Origin of the sequence: Persephonella sp. (assembly GCF_027023985.1) — a bacterium.
GTDB lineage: Bacteria > Aquificota > Aquificia > Aquificales > Hydrogenothermaceae > Persephonella_A.
Genome location: NZ_JALVTW010000008.1, coordinates 38,152 through 53,944 on the forward strand (window position 1 = coordinate 38,152; position 15,793 = coordinate 53,944).

At 33.3% G+C, this 15,793-nt stretch carries 12 protein-coding genes; 5 read left to right on the forward strand and 7 right to left on the reverse strand.

Features of this window, described 5'->3' with window-relative positions; all coding sequences use genetic code 11:
- Positions 1–163: 163 nt before the first annotated feature.
- The 4 genes from MVE07_RS01480 to MVE07_RS01495 are packed head-to-tail and all read left to right on the forward strand — an operon-like array spanning position 164 to position 3,870.
- Positions 164–889 (forward strand): SDR family NAD(P)-dependent oxidoreductase, encoded by a 726-nt coding sequence (locus MVE07_RS01480; RefSeq protein WP_297453065.1) that lies wholly within the window; start codon positions 164–166, stop codon positions 887–889.
- A complete protein-coding gene (locus MVE07_RS01485; RefSeq protein ID WP_297453066.1) occupies positions 883–1,650 on the forward strand; it encodes an MBL fold metallo-hydrolase in 768 nt (255 codons plus the stop codon). The genes MVE07_RS01480 and MVE07_RS01485 overlap by 7 nt, the downstream gene beginning before the upstream one ends.
- Positions 1,651–1,661: 11 nt before the next feature.
- A complete protein-coding gene (thiO, locus tag MVE07_RS01490) occupies positions 1,662–2,750 on the forward strand; it encodes a glycine oxidase ThiO (protein WP_297453069.1) in 1,089 nt (362 codons plus the stop codon).
- A gap of 1 nt (position 2,751) precedes the next feature.
- The gene (locus tag MVE07_RS01495; protein WP_297453094.1) at positions 2,752–3,870 is read left to right on the forward strand and encodes an aminotransferase class I/II-fold pyridoxal phosphate-dependent enzyme; all 1,119 of its coding nucleotides are present in this window, start codon (positions 2,752–2,754) and stop codon (positions 3,868–3,870) included.
- Positions 3,871–3,878: 8 nt separating this feature from the next.
- Here MVE07_RS01495 and MVE07_RS01500 read toward each other — a convergent pair whose 3' ends face one another.
- The 5 genes from MVE07_RS01500 to MVE07_RS01520 are packed head-to-tail and all read right to left on the reverse strand — an operon-like array spanning position 3,879 to position 9,419.
- A complete protein-coding gene (locus MVE07_RS01500) occupies positions 3,879–4,493 on the reverse strand; it encodes an MjaI family restriction endonuclease (protein WP_297453071.1) in 615 nt (204 codons plus the stop codon).
- Positions 4,494–4,505: 12 nt separating this feature from the next.
- Positions 4,506–5,750, reverse strand: coding sequence for a site-specific DNA-methyltransferase (locus tag MVE07_RS01505; protein WP_297453073.1), 1,245 nt, complete (start codon positions 5,748–5,750; stop codon positions 4,506–4,508).
- A gap of 32 nt (positions 5,751–5,782) precedes the next feature.
- Positions 5,783–7,129, reverse strand: coding sequence for a glucose-6-phosphate isomerase (locus MVE07_RS01510; RefSeq protein WP_297453075.1), 1,347 nt, complete (start codon positions 7,127–7,129; stop codon positions 5,783–5,785).
- 11 nt (positions 7,130–7,140) lie between these two features.
- A complete protein-coding gene (serS, locus tag MVE07_RS01515) occupies positions 7,141–8,400 on the reverse strand; it encodes a serine--tRNA ligase (protein ID WP_297453077.1) in 1,260 nt (419 codons plus the stop codon).
- An 8-nt stretch (positions 8,401–8,408) separates the two neighbouring features.
- On the reverse strand, positions 8,409–9,419 hold the full coding sequence (locus tag MVE07_RS01520; RefSeq protein WP_297453079.1) for a tetratricopeptide repeat protein: 1,011 nt from the start codon (positions 9,417–9,419) through the stop codon (positions 8,409–8,411).
- Between the two features lie 72 nt (positions 9,420–9,491).
- Between MVE07_RS01520 and MVE07_RS01525 the strand changes: the two genes are divergently transcribed.
- On the forward strand, positions 9,492–13,361 hold the full coding sequence (locus MVE07_RS01525; RefSeq protein WP_297453081.1) for a translocation/assembly module TamB domain-containing protein: 3,870 nt from the start codon (positions 9,492–9,494) through the stop codon (positions 13,359–13,361).
- On the opposite strand, the gene MVE07_RS01530 is transcribed toward MVE07_RS01525, so the two are convergent.
- Positions 13,319–13,933 carry an aminodeoxychorismate/anthranilate synthase component II gene (locus tag MVE07_RS01530; protein ID WP_297453084.1) on the reverse strand — a complete coding sequence of 205 codons (615 nt, stop codon included), beginning with the start codon at positions 13,931–13,933 and terminating at the stop codon, positions 13,319–13,321. The two genes, MVE07_RS01525 and MVE07_RS01530, sit on opposite strands and share 43 nt — an antisense overlap.
- Before the next feature lie 53 nt (positions 13,934–13,986).
- On the reverse strand, positions 13,987–15,793 hold a 1,807-nt coding region (locus tag MVE07_RS01535; RefSeq protein WP_297453086.1), incomplete at its 5' end, for a bifunctional diguanylate cyclase/phosphodiesterase.

Consider the following 15,793-nt stretch of genomic DNA (forward strand, 5'->3'; position numbering starts at 1 on the left):
CCGTTTCTAGCTATCTCTACTTTATTAACTTCCAATCACGAAATCACTCTATACCACCATCTTATGATATTCCTCTTTGAAAAATCCCCATTCATCATTTAAAAATTTGGCATATAAATCAGCCGGATTTTCCTGTAAAATTAAAGAATAAAGAGGATTAAAGATGGAAATAAAGAATAAAAACATTTTAATAACAGGTAGTGCTAAGAGGATAGGAAGGGAAATAGCCCTTTATCTCGGAAAAGCAGGAGCAAATATAGTTGTCCATTATAGAACTTCGCAAAAAGAAGCACAGGAAGTAGTTGATATCCTCAAAAGCTACGGAGTCAAATCAATTGCCCTTCAGGCTGACCTTGAAAAAACACAAGATGCCCTTAAACTTGCAGAAGAAGCCATCAAACATTTCGGACATATAGATGTGCTTATTAATAATGCTTCTATTTACTACCCGATAGAACTGGATAAAACCACAGAAGAAGATTTAGATAGATTTTATAACGTTCATGTAAAATCTGTATTCTTCCTATCAAGAGAACTTGGAAAAATAATGCATAAAAGAAAAGAAGGGAGAATAATCAATATCTCAGATTACAGTGCCCTTAGACCTTACAAAGATTACACTGCCTATACAATATCAAAAGGTGCTATGCTAACCCTTACAAGAGCTTTTGCAAAAGAACTTGCTCCTTATGTCTTGGTAAATGCAATATTACCGGGACCTATAGTCCCCGCTCCAGAATATGAAGACATGGAAACTCCACTGAAAAAAACACTTCTCAAAAAATGGGCAGGAGAACAGGAAATAGCCAAAACTGTTGAATTTTTAATAAAATCAGATTTTGTAACAGGCTCTTTCATACCAGTTGAAGGAGGAAGGCTAATTTGCTGAAAAATACAATAACATTTTTAGGCACCGGTGGCGGCAGGGTTGTTGTTTTTAGACAGATAAGACATTCAGGGGGAATGTGGCTTAATCTGGAAGGGGTTAATATCCTGATTGACCCGGGTCCCGGCAGCCTTGTAAGAATATTTGAACATGGATTTGACACAAGGGATATAGACATTATAGTTGTGTCCCATAGACATCTTGACCACTCTGCAGACCTGAACTCTGTTTTAGAATCTGCAACAGAAAGTAAGAAAAAACCAAAAGATGTGCTAATAGCTCCAATTGATGTGGTAGAAGGAGAAGACCCGATACTATTAAAATATCTCAGGGATTCATTTTCCCAATATATTCAGCTTAATGACCAGACAGATTTTGAATACAAAAATATAAAAATAAAAGGCAGAATTAAACATATACATCCAGGCGCTGAAACCTATGGTATAGAATTCTATTCTAACGATAAAAAAGTCATATATGTCCCATGTGGAAAATTTTATGAAGGAATGCTTGAAGGATATTCAGAAAATGCTGACCTGATGATTTTCAATACAACTTTTCCCCATAGAACAGAAAAATATTACCATCTATCCGCTGATGATGTTGAATTAATGCTTGAAAGATATAAACCTAAAAAAGCCGTAATTACACACTTTAGTCTTGCTATGCTAAAGGAAGAACCTGATAAAATTGCAGCAAAACTGCAAAGGAAAACAAATATTCCTGTCATAGCGGCTTATGATGGAATGAAGATACAAATTTAGGGGTGTAATAGATGAAAGGAATTATTATTGGTGGAGGAATTATCGGACTATCTATAGCCAGAGAGCTTCATAAAAATGGATATGAAGTTGCTATTATTGAAAACTTAAAAATAGGAAGAGGTGCTTCCTGGACAGCTGGAGGAATGCTGGCACCTCAGGCGGAAGGCCTTGAACCCGGGGATTTTCTGGATTTTTGCCTTGATAGCAGAGATATGTATAGCAGCTTTGTAAGGGATATAGAAAGGGATGTTCATCAGGAAGTTGGATACTGGAAATGCGGAATACTATGTCCGGCATTTTCTGAAGAAGAAGAAAATGAGCTTAAAGAAAGAATTGAAAAATACAAACAACTTGAATTAACAGGACAATGGCTGGATAGAAAAGAATTAGAAGATATCTACCCATCACTGGGAAAAGAAATCAGAGGAGCAGCTTTATTTCCTGACGATGCACAGGTGGATAACAGGCTATTGATGGTTGCATTTGAAAAATATGCCCGCTCAAGGGGAATAGAACTTTATGAATTTACAAAAGCAGAAGAAATAATCCATAGAAACGGTAAATTTGAAGGAGTAAAGACAAACAGAGATTTTATAGAAGGTGATTTTTGTGTTATAGCGGCAGGTGCATGGACAGACACACTTTATAAAAGCCATGTATTTCCAATAAAAGGAGAAATGGCAGCCATTGATATTACCCCGAAAGACATTGATAGAGTTATATTCGGTTCAAGGGCTTATTTAATACCAAGAAAGGACTACAAAAGGCTGGTAATAGGTGCAACTGAAGAAATGGTAGGATTTAAAGATGGTAATACAGTAAAAGGCCTTATGCAGCTATTTAATGGATTAAAAGATACACTGCCACATCTAATAAATAAAAATATTCAGGAAACATGGTTTGGGTATAGACCGGCAACACCTGACTTTTTACCGGTAATAGGCAAAACTGATATAAAAAATCTTTATGTGGCAACAGGACATTACAGAAACGGAATTCTCCTCGCCCCTGCAACAGCAAAAATAATGTTTGACCTTATAGATAAAAATATAGAAAGTTTTTATCTGGAAAAATTTTCTGTTAAGAGGTTTGAAAAATAATATGGGCAGACTTGATAAAGTAAAACCTTTTATTGTAATGGACATAGTCCGGGAAGCTGCGAAGTTTGAGGATACTGTTCATTTTGAGATAGGAGAACCTGACCTTCAGCCTCCACCAGCCGTATGGGAGATGGCAGAAAAAGCCGTCAAAGACAGACTAAATCATTACACAGAAAGCTTAGGTCTAATTCAGCTAAGGGAACAAATATCCGAGTTCTATCTCCATAAGTATGGTGTTGAAGTATCCCCTTCAAGAATTGCCCTTACAGTCGGAACTTCAGGTGCATTTCTTGTTGCTTATTCTATACTTCTTAATGACGGGGATAAAATAGCCTTACCTGACCCATCTTATCCATGCTATAAAAATTTTGCCCATATCCTTGATATAAAACCTGTTTTAATCCCTGCCGGAAGAGAAACAGATTATCAACTAACTGTTAGTGCTCTTTCAGAATACAAAGATATAAAAGCAGTTCATATCTCTTCTCCTGCAAACCCAATTGGAAATTTATACTCAGAAAAAAATTTGAAAGAGTTAGCTGAATATTGCCAGGAAAATGGTATCTATTTTATTTCAGATGAAATATATCACGGGCTTGTTTATGAAGGAAAGGAACATACAGCCCTTAAATTTTCAGACAAAGCTATCGTGATTAACGGGTTTTCAAAATATTTCTGTATGCCGGGATTTAGACTTGGATGGATAATCCTCCCTGAAGAACTTATTAGAAAAGCTGAAATAGTTATGCAAAATGTTTTTATATCTCCACCGACTATAAGCCAGTATGCAGCTTTAGGGGCTTTTGATTATCAGCATTTAGAAGAAAACAGAAAAATTTTCCTTGAAAGAAGAAACTTTTTATACTCGCAGCTAAAAGAAATATTTGAAATAGACGCCCTTCCACAAGGGGCGTTTTATATCTGGGCTAATATAGAAAAATATTCTTCTAACTCTTTTGAATTCGCCAGAGAATTACTGGAAAAAATCCATGTAGCAGTCACTCCGGGAGTTGATTTTGGTAATTACAAAACCGATAAATACATAAGATTTGCATATACACGGGACATAAACCATATGAAAGAAGGAATTAAAAGACTAAAAGAATATTTAAAATCCTAAACTGAAAATTATATATTACTTAACTGCCGAAGTTTTTCTTCTAATTGTGGCGGAATTATAACTTTTAATCCATCTTTTTTCTTTTCGTAATAGATAATATCTACAGCTATTTCTTCCGGTAACATTTCTTTTTGTTTATAAGTGATTGGCTTTAGACTAACAGGTATATTTCCTACATATCCATCAATACCTTTGCTTTCTTCTTCAGGAGTTGAAAGTTTGTAGTTTAATTTAAATTTATCGGCAATCTTCTTTAAAATAGCTTCTTGAAATTTTAATCCAATAAACGTTTTAATAATTACCAAATCCCTAACCCATTGGCGAACTAAATTTTCATCTATTTGGCTAATAACTTCCCTAAAATTATTAATCATTTCTACTATTTTCTTAGTTGCCTCATCTATAGCTTCTGGATGTTTATCCATATACCATTTTTCCCATTCCTCAATGGATTTGCCTGTAAACTCTTTTATTAACTCACTCATCTGCCCTACCACTTTAGGCCTTGTTGCCTGAGCATTTTGATTTGCAAGATTTATAATTTGAGTTGCATATTTAGGGAATTCTGGAGTTTCTATATTTAAAAGTTTCCTTATTTCCTCATTTTTTATTTTAAATTCCATAAACTTTTCCTTCTAAACATTAATATAATTGTCCAATTTTATAAATTTATTCTTCAAGTCAAATTCAGAGTCTATATCAACAGAAGCAAACCCTTCTTTTAATAGATATGCGTTTATAAATATTTTATTTTTTAAATATACATAAGCCTCAACTGAATCTTTATTATCTATCTTATATCCTTTATCAAATTTAAGATAAATATCTTTTTTCAGCACATACTGTTTTAAATATGAAATTGTATCTTCCAAATTTTTAATAATAATCCCTCTAAATTTTACCGTAAGCCCTGTATTTAACTTCAATCTTCCGTCATCTAATATTTCAACAACTTTATAAAATTCATTTTTACCAAATTTGAGTTTTTCTGGTTCTATAACGGGTTTTGCATCTTTTATCCTTGGACTATAGTCAACAGGCTCTAACACTGTCGGCTTTTCTCTTTTAATTATTTCTACCTTTTTATTTAGCATATCCAATCTACTACAAGGCAATTTTTGTTTTATAATTTTCAAGAAATCTCCATTTATTTCGTATCCAATTGCATTTCTGTTTAATTCCAGAGCAACTTTGGCAGTGGTTCCACTTCCAAGAAATGGGTCAAGAACTGTCTCTCCAACAAAAGAAAACATTTTTATTATTCTTTTTGGTAATTCTTCCGGGAACATTGCTTGATGCTCTATTTGCCTTGCACCTGCAAAATACCAATGACCGGAAAAATATTCTTTCCATTCTTCTTTGGATAATTTTGATTTTTCTTTAATTTCTTTATCTACTTTTTTACTTTTTCCAGGTTTCTTAAAAATAAGTATATGTTCATAATCTATTTCTATCATACCATTTGGAGGATAAGGATAAGAACCCATTACATTTGCACCACCTGTTGTATTCATAGTAGTCTTCTTCTGCCATATAATAGAGCCCATGTAATCAAATCCAATATCTTCACATTGCGCTATTACTTCTGCATGCAAGGGAATTATCTTATACCTACCATAAACTATAGACCTTGCAAATTGGTCTCCTATGTTAATAATTAGTCTTCTTCCCGGTTCTAATACCCTATAAGATTCTTTCCAGACTCTATAGAGGTCTTTTAAATACTCATGAAGGGTCTGGCCATATCCGATTTGATTTTCTTTTCCATAGTTTTTTATAGACCAATATGGTGGTGAGGTGACTATCAGCTGAACAGAATTATCTTCAACCTCTAACATCTTACGGCTATCACCTATTATTATCTTAGCCAAATTGTTCATATTTTCCTCTAAAATTAAATTTTATTATCTTTTTACTGTATTTCTATTTTGTATTTTTCTTTATACAGTTCTTTGAATTCTTCCAATTTTTCTTCATAGCCCTTTCTTCCCATAAGAGCATAAGTAAAGTTCTTCCCTTCTTCAACAGCTGGCTGGTCAAATGGATTAATCTTATACAGATATCCTGAAAATCCTGTCGCCAGCTCATACATATAAATCATCATTCCAATATTGTAAGCAGAAAGCTTATCCATAGAAATAGTTATATTTGGCACTTTGCTTTTTATTAAAGCGGCTTTAGTTCCAAGTAGTTCTTTGTTTAAAATCTCATGAAGAGAATGTCCAGAGAGATAAGATATATCTTCCGGTAAATCCTCTGGAATTTTAAAGTCTTCCTCCGTCTCTTCTATCTGTATAAATGTTATGATTTTGTCTCTTATGCCTTCTCTGTAAAGCTGTATCTGGGAATGCTGGTCTATTGTGCCTATAGCCTTAACAGGTGTCTGTCCAAGGCCATCTTTACCAAGGCTTTCTGCCCATAGCTGTCTATACCAGTCTACAAAAGATGATAATTTTTCTGCATAAGGCATCATTACAGAAATTGTTTTCCCTCTTCTCATATTAGCTATGTAATGGGTAAGAGCTATCAAATATGCCGGATTATGCTCAACATGCTCCTCAATGGAGCATATCAAGTCCATTTTCTTGGCACCTGACAGCAGCTCATCTATATCTATTCCCACAACTGCAGCAGGCAGAAGACCAACGGGAGATAAAACAGAAAATCTACCACCTACTTTAGGTGGAATATCAAACATTTTTATACCTTCCTGATTTCCAAGTTTACGTAAAAAGCCCTTTTCCGGGTCTGTGGTAAAAACAAGATGTTCCTTGTATTTATCCCCAAGCTCTTTTTTAAGCATTGATAAAATTATTGAAAAATTGGCAATGGTTTCTACAGTTGAACCTGATTTTGTTACCACATTAAAACAGGTTTTTTTAATATCTATCTGTTCTAAAACAGAAGCAAAAACAGCTGGGTCAACATTTTCAAGGGCGAAAAATTTAGGGCTATTTTTCAGGTTATAGTTCAGGTCTGTTAAGCTTTCAAAAAGCATTTTAGCTCCAAGCGATGAACCACCTATCCCTATAAGAACAAAATACTCAAAATTTTCCCTTATATGCTGTGCATAATCTTTTATTTCCTGTGTATCCTGATAAGGAAGCTTACAAAAATAAAATTTTCTGTCTTTTTCCCTCTGGATTATTGAATGGGTTTCAACAACAAAATGTCTAAATGATAAGAGTTCTTCCCTGAGAATACCATCTCTTTCCCCGATAACCTCTGCCATAACATTGGTGTAATCTATCCTTATCAACTCCGCCTCCCTTACATGTATTTCTTAAGCACTTCAGGTATTTCAAAATCTCCGTCTTTAGTTTGATAATTTTCCATTATTGCAAGGAGAGTTCTGCCGACGGCAAGGCCTGAGCCGTTTAATGTATGGACAAACTGATTTTTACCCTCTTTATCTTTATATCTGATTTTTGCCCTTCTGGCCTGAAAATCCTCTGTATTTGAACAGGATGATATTTCCCTGTATCTATTCTGGGAAGGTATCCAGACTTCTATATCGTATGTTTTAGCAGCTGAAAATCCTAAATCTCCTGTGCAAAGTTCCACAACTCTGTAGGGAATTTCCAGTAGTTGTAATACCTTTTCTGCTTCATTAACCAGTTTTTCCAGTTCAAGATATGAATCCTCAGGTTTGACTATTTTTACCAGCTCAACTTTATCAAACTGGTGTTGCCTTAGAATACCTCTTACATCTTTACCATGGGAACCTGCTTCCCTACGGAAACAGGGAGTATAGGCTGTATAGTATTTGGGTAAATCTTCCTCTTTTAATATCTCATTTGCATGAAGGTTTGTAAGGGAAACCTCTGCTGTTGGCAAGAGGTATAAATCCTCATCACATATTTTATATAAATCTTCCTCAAATTTTGGAAGCTGACCTGTTCCTGTGAGTATCTCAGGTTTTACCAGAACCGGAGACCATACCTCTGTATAGCCGTGTTCCTTCGTATGAAGATCAAGCATAAAGTTTATCAAGGCTCTTTCTAATCTGGCAGCCTTATCATACATGACCGTAAATCTGGAACCTGAAAGCTTTGCACCCCTTTCAAAATCCAGAATTCCTAACTTTTCTCCTATCTCCCAGTGGGGAACAGGCTCAAAATCAAATTTCCTTGGTTCTCCCCATCTGCGAACTTCAACATTATCTTCTTCATCTTCTCCGATAGGAACTGTAGGATGGGGAATGTTTGGAATACTAAGCAGTAGTCTGTTGAATCTATTTTCTATTTCTTTTAATTCTTTTTCCAGTTGTTCTATTTTTTTATTTTTTGCATGGACTTCTTCTTTTGCTTTTTCAGCTTCTTCTTTTTTTCCTTCCCTAAATAACTGGCCTATCTCCTTTGAAAGTTTATTTTTTTCTGCCTTTAGCTGCTCTACCTCTTTTATTATGCTTCTTCTTTCTTCATCAATGTCCAGCAGCTCATCAATCATTTTTGCATAAACTTTGTCCCTTGTTGAAAGTCTTTCTTTTACATAATCTGGTTTTGTTCTGATTAACTTTATGTCTAACATGGCCTCTCCTATTTGGCATAGATGTCATTTAGTTTTTTAAGAATTCTTTCTTTAAGGGGAAGTCCTTTTTCTGCTTCTTTCATTAATGCCTGAACATTATTTTTCAGCTGGATACATTCCTCAAAAGGAAGTTGTTCATCAACACATCTATTATCAACAACCCTTTCTGCAAACTCCAGATATTGTATGGCTTTTTGATATTCTCCTTTTGACATGGCATCTTTAGCAGCATCTTCAAGAACTTTTTCATATTCGGGTTCAATCTTAAGGTGGTAGTTTATCTTAAGACCCTCTATAAAGTAATCTGCAGCGGTTCTTATATCTCCTTCATCTGCAGCTTTCATAGCTTTTTTGAAATATATCTTTGCCATATCTGTAAAATATTTTTTCTCTTCAGGGGTAAGGGTGGCTGCTTTTTTCAGGTCTTCTATTGCTTCATCATACTTGCCGATAGCTTCATAGGCCTTTGCCCTGAGATAGTATCCATCAACCAGATATTTGTTATCTTCAAGGGCTTTTGAGAGATTCTCAATTGCGGCTTCATAGCTTTTTGCATTCAGGAATATCTTTCCAAGGTTGTAGTAATACTTGTAATCTCCACCTGTTGTTACCTTGTTCAGATATTCCATAGCCTTCTGGTCATTGCCCCTCTGTATCTCTATCTGAGCGAGATATGAATAAACTTCCTTGAAATTAGGGTTTAGCTGGGCAACTTTAAGAAAATCTTCTTCTGCCTCATCAAGTCTATCAAAATAGAGATAAACCTTACCCCTTTCAAAATAGGCTTCCCAGTAATCAGGCTTTAATTCAATAGCCTGTGTAAAATCTCCTATTGCTGTTTCAATTACTTCATCATTAAGGTCAGTTGTAGCTACTTTTCCCCTCCAAAAATGAACCTCAGGCATATCCGGTGCCTGCAACAGTGCATCATCCAGATAAACCTGTGCCATTTCATAATTTTCACTGTCGTAAGCAAGTTTTGCTTTTTCAAGTAGTTGAAGAACTTCTAAAGATGCCATGTCTCATCCCTCCATTTAAATAAAGGAAAGCTGATATAATTTTACTACTATCCTTCATAAAAGATAAATATAATGAAAAAAGATATAATCACCATACTTGTTGTTTTTGCCATAATAATTTCCATTTTTTCATTGATAGGTCTGACAATTTCATTTTTCTGGAAAAAGAGAACAGTAATAGCAAAACATTACGGTATTCAACTTGAGGATGATTGTAGCCTATATTTTGGGGAACTTCATTGCAGCTATATAAAAGCAAAGGCAGAAAATAAGTTTAATGTATCAATAAAAAATCTTGATGCATATTTTAATCTACTAAATCTGATACGAAAGAAGCCATTTATTGAACTTTATGTAAAAAATGCAGATATTTCAACTATTGTCCAAAAAAAAGGCAAGAAAACCCGGAAAATCAAAACAAATCCTTTTAAATATATATTTTTTACCTTGTATTTTATAAAATCAGATATAGACAATCTAAATCTAAAAATTCAGTTTCCAAATAAAAAAAACCTGAAAATTAAGGATTTTTCACTGGAGAATAGTTTTAATGAATTTTCAACAAAAAAACCATTTTTTGTAATATTTGACGGTCTGACTGCAAAATTTGAGGAGATTTCAGGTTCCATAGACCCTGAAAGTATTTCTGTAAACAGGGGCATTGCCTATATAGACAAAGGTAAATTCATTTTTAATGGAAATTTTAATTATAAAGGGGATTATGATTTTAGCGGCAACTACAAAGGTAAAGAACTTGTCTTACAAAACCTCAGTCTGAAGGGCTGTAATATATCCTTTAATCTAAGTCAGCAGGGAACCAAAAAAACAGGAAACCTAAATTTTTCATTTGACTGGATTGCTTACAAAAAAAGCAGTATAGATAACATAAAAGGTAAGCTAAACTATGCCGGTGAAGAAAGATTAAAAGGGAAACTCCTTTTAACCGCTGCAAATCTAATTAGCGGTAATCTAAAAGCTACAACTATATCATTATCCCAAAATTTTGATTATCTGCTGAAAAGCCATGTTTTTGTTTCTTCAGGAAATGGATACATAAAAAGCATTCAAATAAAGAATTTTTTAATTCCTGAAATAAAATCCGTCCTTAAACTCTCTCTGAAAAACAGAAAAATCCATATAACTGGAAATGCTTCTTCCAAAAACCTGAAGTTATCCTTTGACTACAAAAACAACCGTATTAAACTCTCCCTGAATAAAACGAAACTTTCCGAACTTTATGCCTTTTTAGGAAAACAGATACCTGTAGAATCCCTTATAACCGGAAATATTCAGGTTAATCTAAAAAATAACCTGACCACAGTTAATTTGAATCTTGATTCTCCTAATATCTATGGAATTCAGTATGACAAAGGCAGCATATACTCTGAAATAAAAAACAAATCCCTTTCAGGCATATACACCCTGAAACTTGAAAAACAGGATGGTTTTGCTTTTCTCAACGGTAGCTTTAACAAAAACTATCTGGAGGGGGATTTTTCATTTGAAAATCTAAATCTATATCAGCTAACCTTCGGTGAAAGATTTAAATTCGGTGGTATTCTTGATGGGAATGGACATTATGCAGGAGCTCTACCTGACATAAGTATAAACCTTTCAGGAATAGCTCAAGAATTTTATTATGACAAAATTAAACTAAATCAGGTTTCTTATCTGATTAACTACTCTCAGCAGGAAAGGAAACTTGATGTTTCATTTAGCAAAGATAATCAGCTTGATGGAAAACTGAATATTGCATTTTTGCCATTCCAGTTAGACCTTGAAATAAAAGCAAATAATGCGGACTTAAAACCAATAAATCCTTTCCTTACAGAAAAGATTCCCGTCCTATTCTCAAACATAAAACCTGAACAGATATCCGGTAATCTACTTTTCTCAATTGTGGATAAAAAATGGCAGCTTGAATATAACTTTTTAGATGGTCAGGTTTTTATCCCGGCAACTGAAAGCCGTCTTCATTTTAGTTCAAAAGGAAAATTATCCCCATCTGATATAAAAATACAGGCCTTAATACATGGCAAAAATGTAAAACTCAGGGAATACACTGTCCAATCTATAAAAGGGCTGTTCCATTTAAAAAACAAAAATGGATTTTTAAATCTTCAAGCTAAGGGATTATCTGATTTTAATAAAAGTATTCTAAATGCAAACACCAGGTTTAACCTTAAATCCCAGACAATAAACGGTAAAGCTTCTTTACTTCTTGAAAAAAATGGATTTAAAAATAACCTAAATATTATTTTTGCAGGAAATCTAAAGGAAATAAAAGGAAAACTAACAGAAGAAGGTAAGCAAGGTAAAAGCGTATCTATAAAAACCACCGTTAATTTTAAACTGAAAAAAGACAAACAGTTTGTAAATCTGAATATCTCTTCTGATAAATTTGCCATAATGCTACCGGAAGACCTTAATATTTATTTGATGAATCTTAAAGGAAGCTTAATTGTCCCTGTTAAAAATCCAAAACAGTTTGAAGGCAAGCTAAATCTCCAGAAATTTGCTATATCTCAGAAATACCTTTATTTCTTTGATTCCTCTGCAGTTAATATGTCAATAAAAAATGGGGTTATCACAGCACAGCCTATCAGCTTTGCAGGAATCATAAAAGGAAAAATAAACAAATTTATTTTCAAGCCCCTTGACAGCTATATGGAAATAAACTCAGAAGGCACTATAAACAGAGATTTTCTTTCTGTTTTTCTAAAATATGTAAATACCTCTGGAGACTTGCAATACAGTTTTGATTTTTCAGGAAAGCTCCAAAACTTTGTTAAAAATGCAAAAATCAAAATATACTCTAAAGACTTAGGGGTAAAAACCGCATACACAATAGGAATTCTTAGAGTAAAAGATGCATTGTTATCAATGGAGAATGGAAAAATAAAAATATCCATTTCAGGTAAAAGTCCAAATGTTTCCCTTGGGGAAAGTTTTTTTGATATCAATGGAAATGGTTATCTACCTAAGAATGTATTCAGGGTTAATATAAACTCCCAGTTTTTACCTGTTAAATATATGAACATAATTTCCGGAAATGTAAATACAGCCTTAAAAATAAAATCTTTTATGAAAAATAAAGATACCTATTACAAAGTATCAGGGAAAATTACGGCTACAGGAAGAGTTAAACTGGAAAAAGATATGCAAGACCGGTTCAAAAAAGAGGAAACACCGGAAAGCCAGCAAAAAAATTTCCTGAAAAAAATTCTCCTTAATATAGGTTTAGAAAGCTATATACCGGTCTATATATACGGAAGCTGGGGAAAAGCATACGGCGAATTTAAACTTAAACTGACGGGAACAGCTGCAAAGCCTGTTATAAATGGTAATCTGAGTATAATCTACGGCGAAATCTTCTTTATGAGAAATAAATACAATATAGATTTCGCCAATATCAAATTTATAAACAGTGAACCTTATATATCTGCAAGAATTTCAACATCCATAGCAGAAACATTTATATTTATAGATGTTACAGGTTCCCTGTATCAGCCTAAGATTAATTTCTCATCCAGTCCTCCAAAATCAAAGGATGAGATACTGTCCATACTACTATTAAGGGATACTCCATCTGCACTTGAAAATATGCCTATATTCCAGACTATTGGAAAAATCATATATGCCCTGCTGCCGTTCAAATCTAAAAACCAGCGGGGGCTGTTTAATACCGGATTTGAGATAAACATACTTCCCCAGTATTCGCCTTCTACCGGTATATCTGCATCTATATTTGCCAAAAGGAATATAACAAGGAGAATATTTGTTGCCCTTTCAAAGCCTCTGGGGGAAATAGAAGAAGAAAAAATGGTTGGATGGTATAGCTTCGGATTTAGAATAAGGGAAAGGTCTTCATTCCAGTATAAATGGTTTGAAACTGGTAATCAGGAATTTGATATAGTTTTCAACTTCCCCTTTGATTTTTGAGAAAGCTCCATAAAGTTTTTAAGTAGTTTTTTTCCGTATTCTGTAAGAATAGATTCCGGATGAAACTGGACACCCCAGATTGGATATTTTGTATGCTCTATGGCCATTATTTCATCATCTTCTTTAGTCCATGCAGTTATTTTAATGTCTTCCGGTAGCGTTTCTTTATCTATAACAAGGGAATGATATCTAACTGCTTTAAATGGAGATGGTATTCCTTCAAACAATCCTTCTCCTGTATGGTAAATATCCGAAGTTTTCCCATGCATAAGGCATTTTGCCTTTACTATCTTTGCCCCAAAAGCTGCTCCGATAGACTGATGACCAAGACATACACCTAAAATCGGGTAAATACCTTTAAACTCCTTTATAACCTGAACAGAAATACCTGCTTCATTAGGTGTGCAAGGTCCCGGTGATATAACAATAGCATCAATATCATCAAAGGATTTTATATAGTCAATATTAATTTCATCATTTCTTTTAACTAAAACATCTGCCCCAAGCTCATAAAAATATTGAACTATGTTATATGTAAATGAGTCGTAATTATCTATCATAAATATTTTCATCTGCATTACCCCAAAACAGATTTTCCAAAATATATTTTATTCTGAGTCTTTTTTCAAGAAAAATATTTCTTGATTATCTCATCAACTGGCAAAGGTCTTGAAAAGTAATAACCCTGCCCATAATCAATTCCGAGTTCAAATAATGCATTGAGTATCTCTTCATTTTCAACGAATTCTGCTATTGGAATTTTTTCCATATCTTTGCAGAACGAAACCAGATGTTTGGTAAGTTTGTAATACTTCTCACTATCCGGTAATTGTCTGATAATTGAACCATCCAGTTTAAGATATTTTGCATCTATATCGGTTATGTAATAAAAATCTACATATCCGGCTCCAAAATCATCCAGGACTATCTGATACCCTGCTTCAATTAACTTGTTTAGATTCTTTTTCAGAGATTCATAATTATGAATTTCTTCTGTTTCCAGAACTTCTAATTTCAATCTACTAATTACATCTTTATCTGCCGAAAGCAGTAAGTCCACAGTAGTTTCATTGATAAAATCGGAAGGTGACATATTTATACTGATAATAAGCTGAGGATACTTTTTCAGAGTTTGTAGATTATACTCAATAATTGCCTTTGTAAATTTTGAATACATAAATGTTCCTTTAATTAGGTCAACAAATTTGGGAGGTGGAAGATATTTTCCTTTATGGTAAATTCTGGCAAGGGCTTCAAAATACAGAGGTTTTATGGTTCTTATATTAATAATAGGCTGATACCAGCATTCTATTTTTTTATTTTCTATAATCTCTTTTAACTCAGCCAGAGTAATACTCTCTTTATCATCCTTACTTGAGTATATTTCAACTCTATCTCTACCACTATTTTTTGCTTTATATAATGCTATATCTGCCTTTTTAATCGCATCATTTAAATCCCTTGATTCATCGGTTTCAAGATTTACACCTATTGAGGCAGTTATATTTATATCTCTGTATTTATGACTCCTTATTTTCTGAAGTAATTTTTCCGCAACATGAACTGCCCATTTACCCTCTGTATCATCTGAGCTTTTCTTTAGTAAAATTAAGAATTCCTCACCACCATATCGAACTATATAATCTCCACCACGTAGATTTTCTTTTAGAATTCTGGCAACATTTTTGAGAATTTCATCTCCAACCTGATGCCCATATGTATCATTAACATTTTTGAAATAATCTACATCAAGCAGTAAAATAACGTAATCATTTAGATTTAATGAATTTTGTAAATTTTCAAGATAACTTCTATTGTGAACTCCTGTAAGGGTATCAACATATATTTTTTCTTTAAGAACAACATTTTTATAAAAAGAATATCCACTAACAAGGATTAAGACTATTATAATTCCTCCTGCAAATATCAATGTTTTTTTGATATAACCTATAAGCCTTTTAATTTCTTTAAGAGCTTCAAACGAAAAATCAGCAATAAGAACAGATTTCACTTGTCCATTTTGTATTATCGGTAAATAATAGGTTATTCCTATTGTATTTATATCCTTATGAATTATCACTTTATCATTTTTTTCTCTAAAAGCTTGTTGAAGAATTTTTTCTTCTTCTTTTAAAGGTATAAATGGAAAGCCCGGAAAGAATTTTTCATTCTTATTACTTACATCAAGTAAATATCTGTATTTATTTTTATCCCTAAAAATTAAAAAGATATACTCAAGCCTATCTGACAGGAACACAGATAAAGCTTTTGAAAGAGAAGTTCTATAATTATTATCCTTTAAAGTTTTTTTAATAAAATCCTCTTTAGGAATATACATATTTATTGTATTTTTTATAGCATTTATTACATCTATGGTAGAAATATGAACTATTCTGTGCTCAAGTTTGTTTTCTATATCTGGAATAGCTTTA

Bases quoted from the DNA above. Each gene is read 5' to 3' on its own strand.
- MVE07_RS01480 (WP_297453065.1), top strand. From the start codon at position 164: ATGGAAATAAAGAATAAAAACATTTTAATAACAGGTAGTGCTAAGAGG.
- thiO (WP_297453069.1), top strand. From the start codon at position 1,662: ATGAAAGGAATTATTATTGGTGGAGGAATTATCGGACTATCTATAGCC.
- MVE07_RS01495 (WP_297453094.1), top strand. From the start codon at position 2,752: ATGGGCAGACTTGATAAAGTAAAACCTTTTATTGTAATGGACATAGTC.
- MVE07_RS01500 (WP_297453071.1), bottom strand. From the start codon at position 4,493: ATGGAATTTAAAATAAAAAATGAGGAAATAAGGAAACTTTTAAATATA.
- MVE07_RS01505 (WP_297453073.1), bottom strand. From the start codon at position 5,750: ATGAACAATTTGGCTAAGATAATAATAGGTGATAGCCGTAAGATGTTA.
- serS (WP_297453077.1), bottom strand. From the start codon at position 8,400: ATGTTAGACATAAAGTTAATCAGAACAAAACCAGATTATGTAAAAGAA.
- MVE07_RS01520 (WP_297453079.1), bottom strand. From the start codon at position 9,419: ATGGCATCTTTAGAAGTTCTTCAACTACTTGAAAAAGCAAAACTTGCT.
- MVE07_RS01525 (WP_297453081.1), top strand. From the start codon at position 9,492: ATGAAAAAAGATATAATCACCATACTTGTTGTTTTTGCCATAATAATT.
- MVE07_RS01530 (WP_297453084.1), bottom strand. From the start codon at position 13,933: ATGAAAATATTTATGATAGATAATTACGACTCATTTACATATAACATA.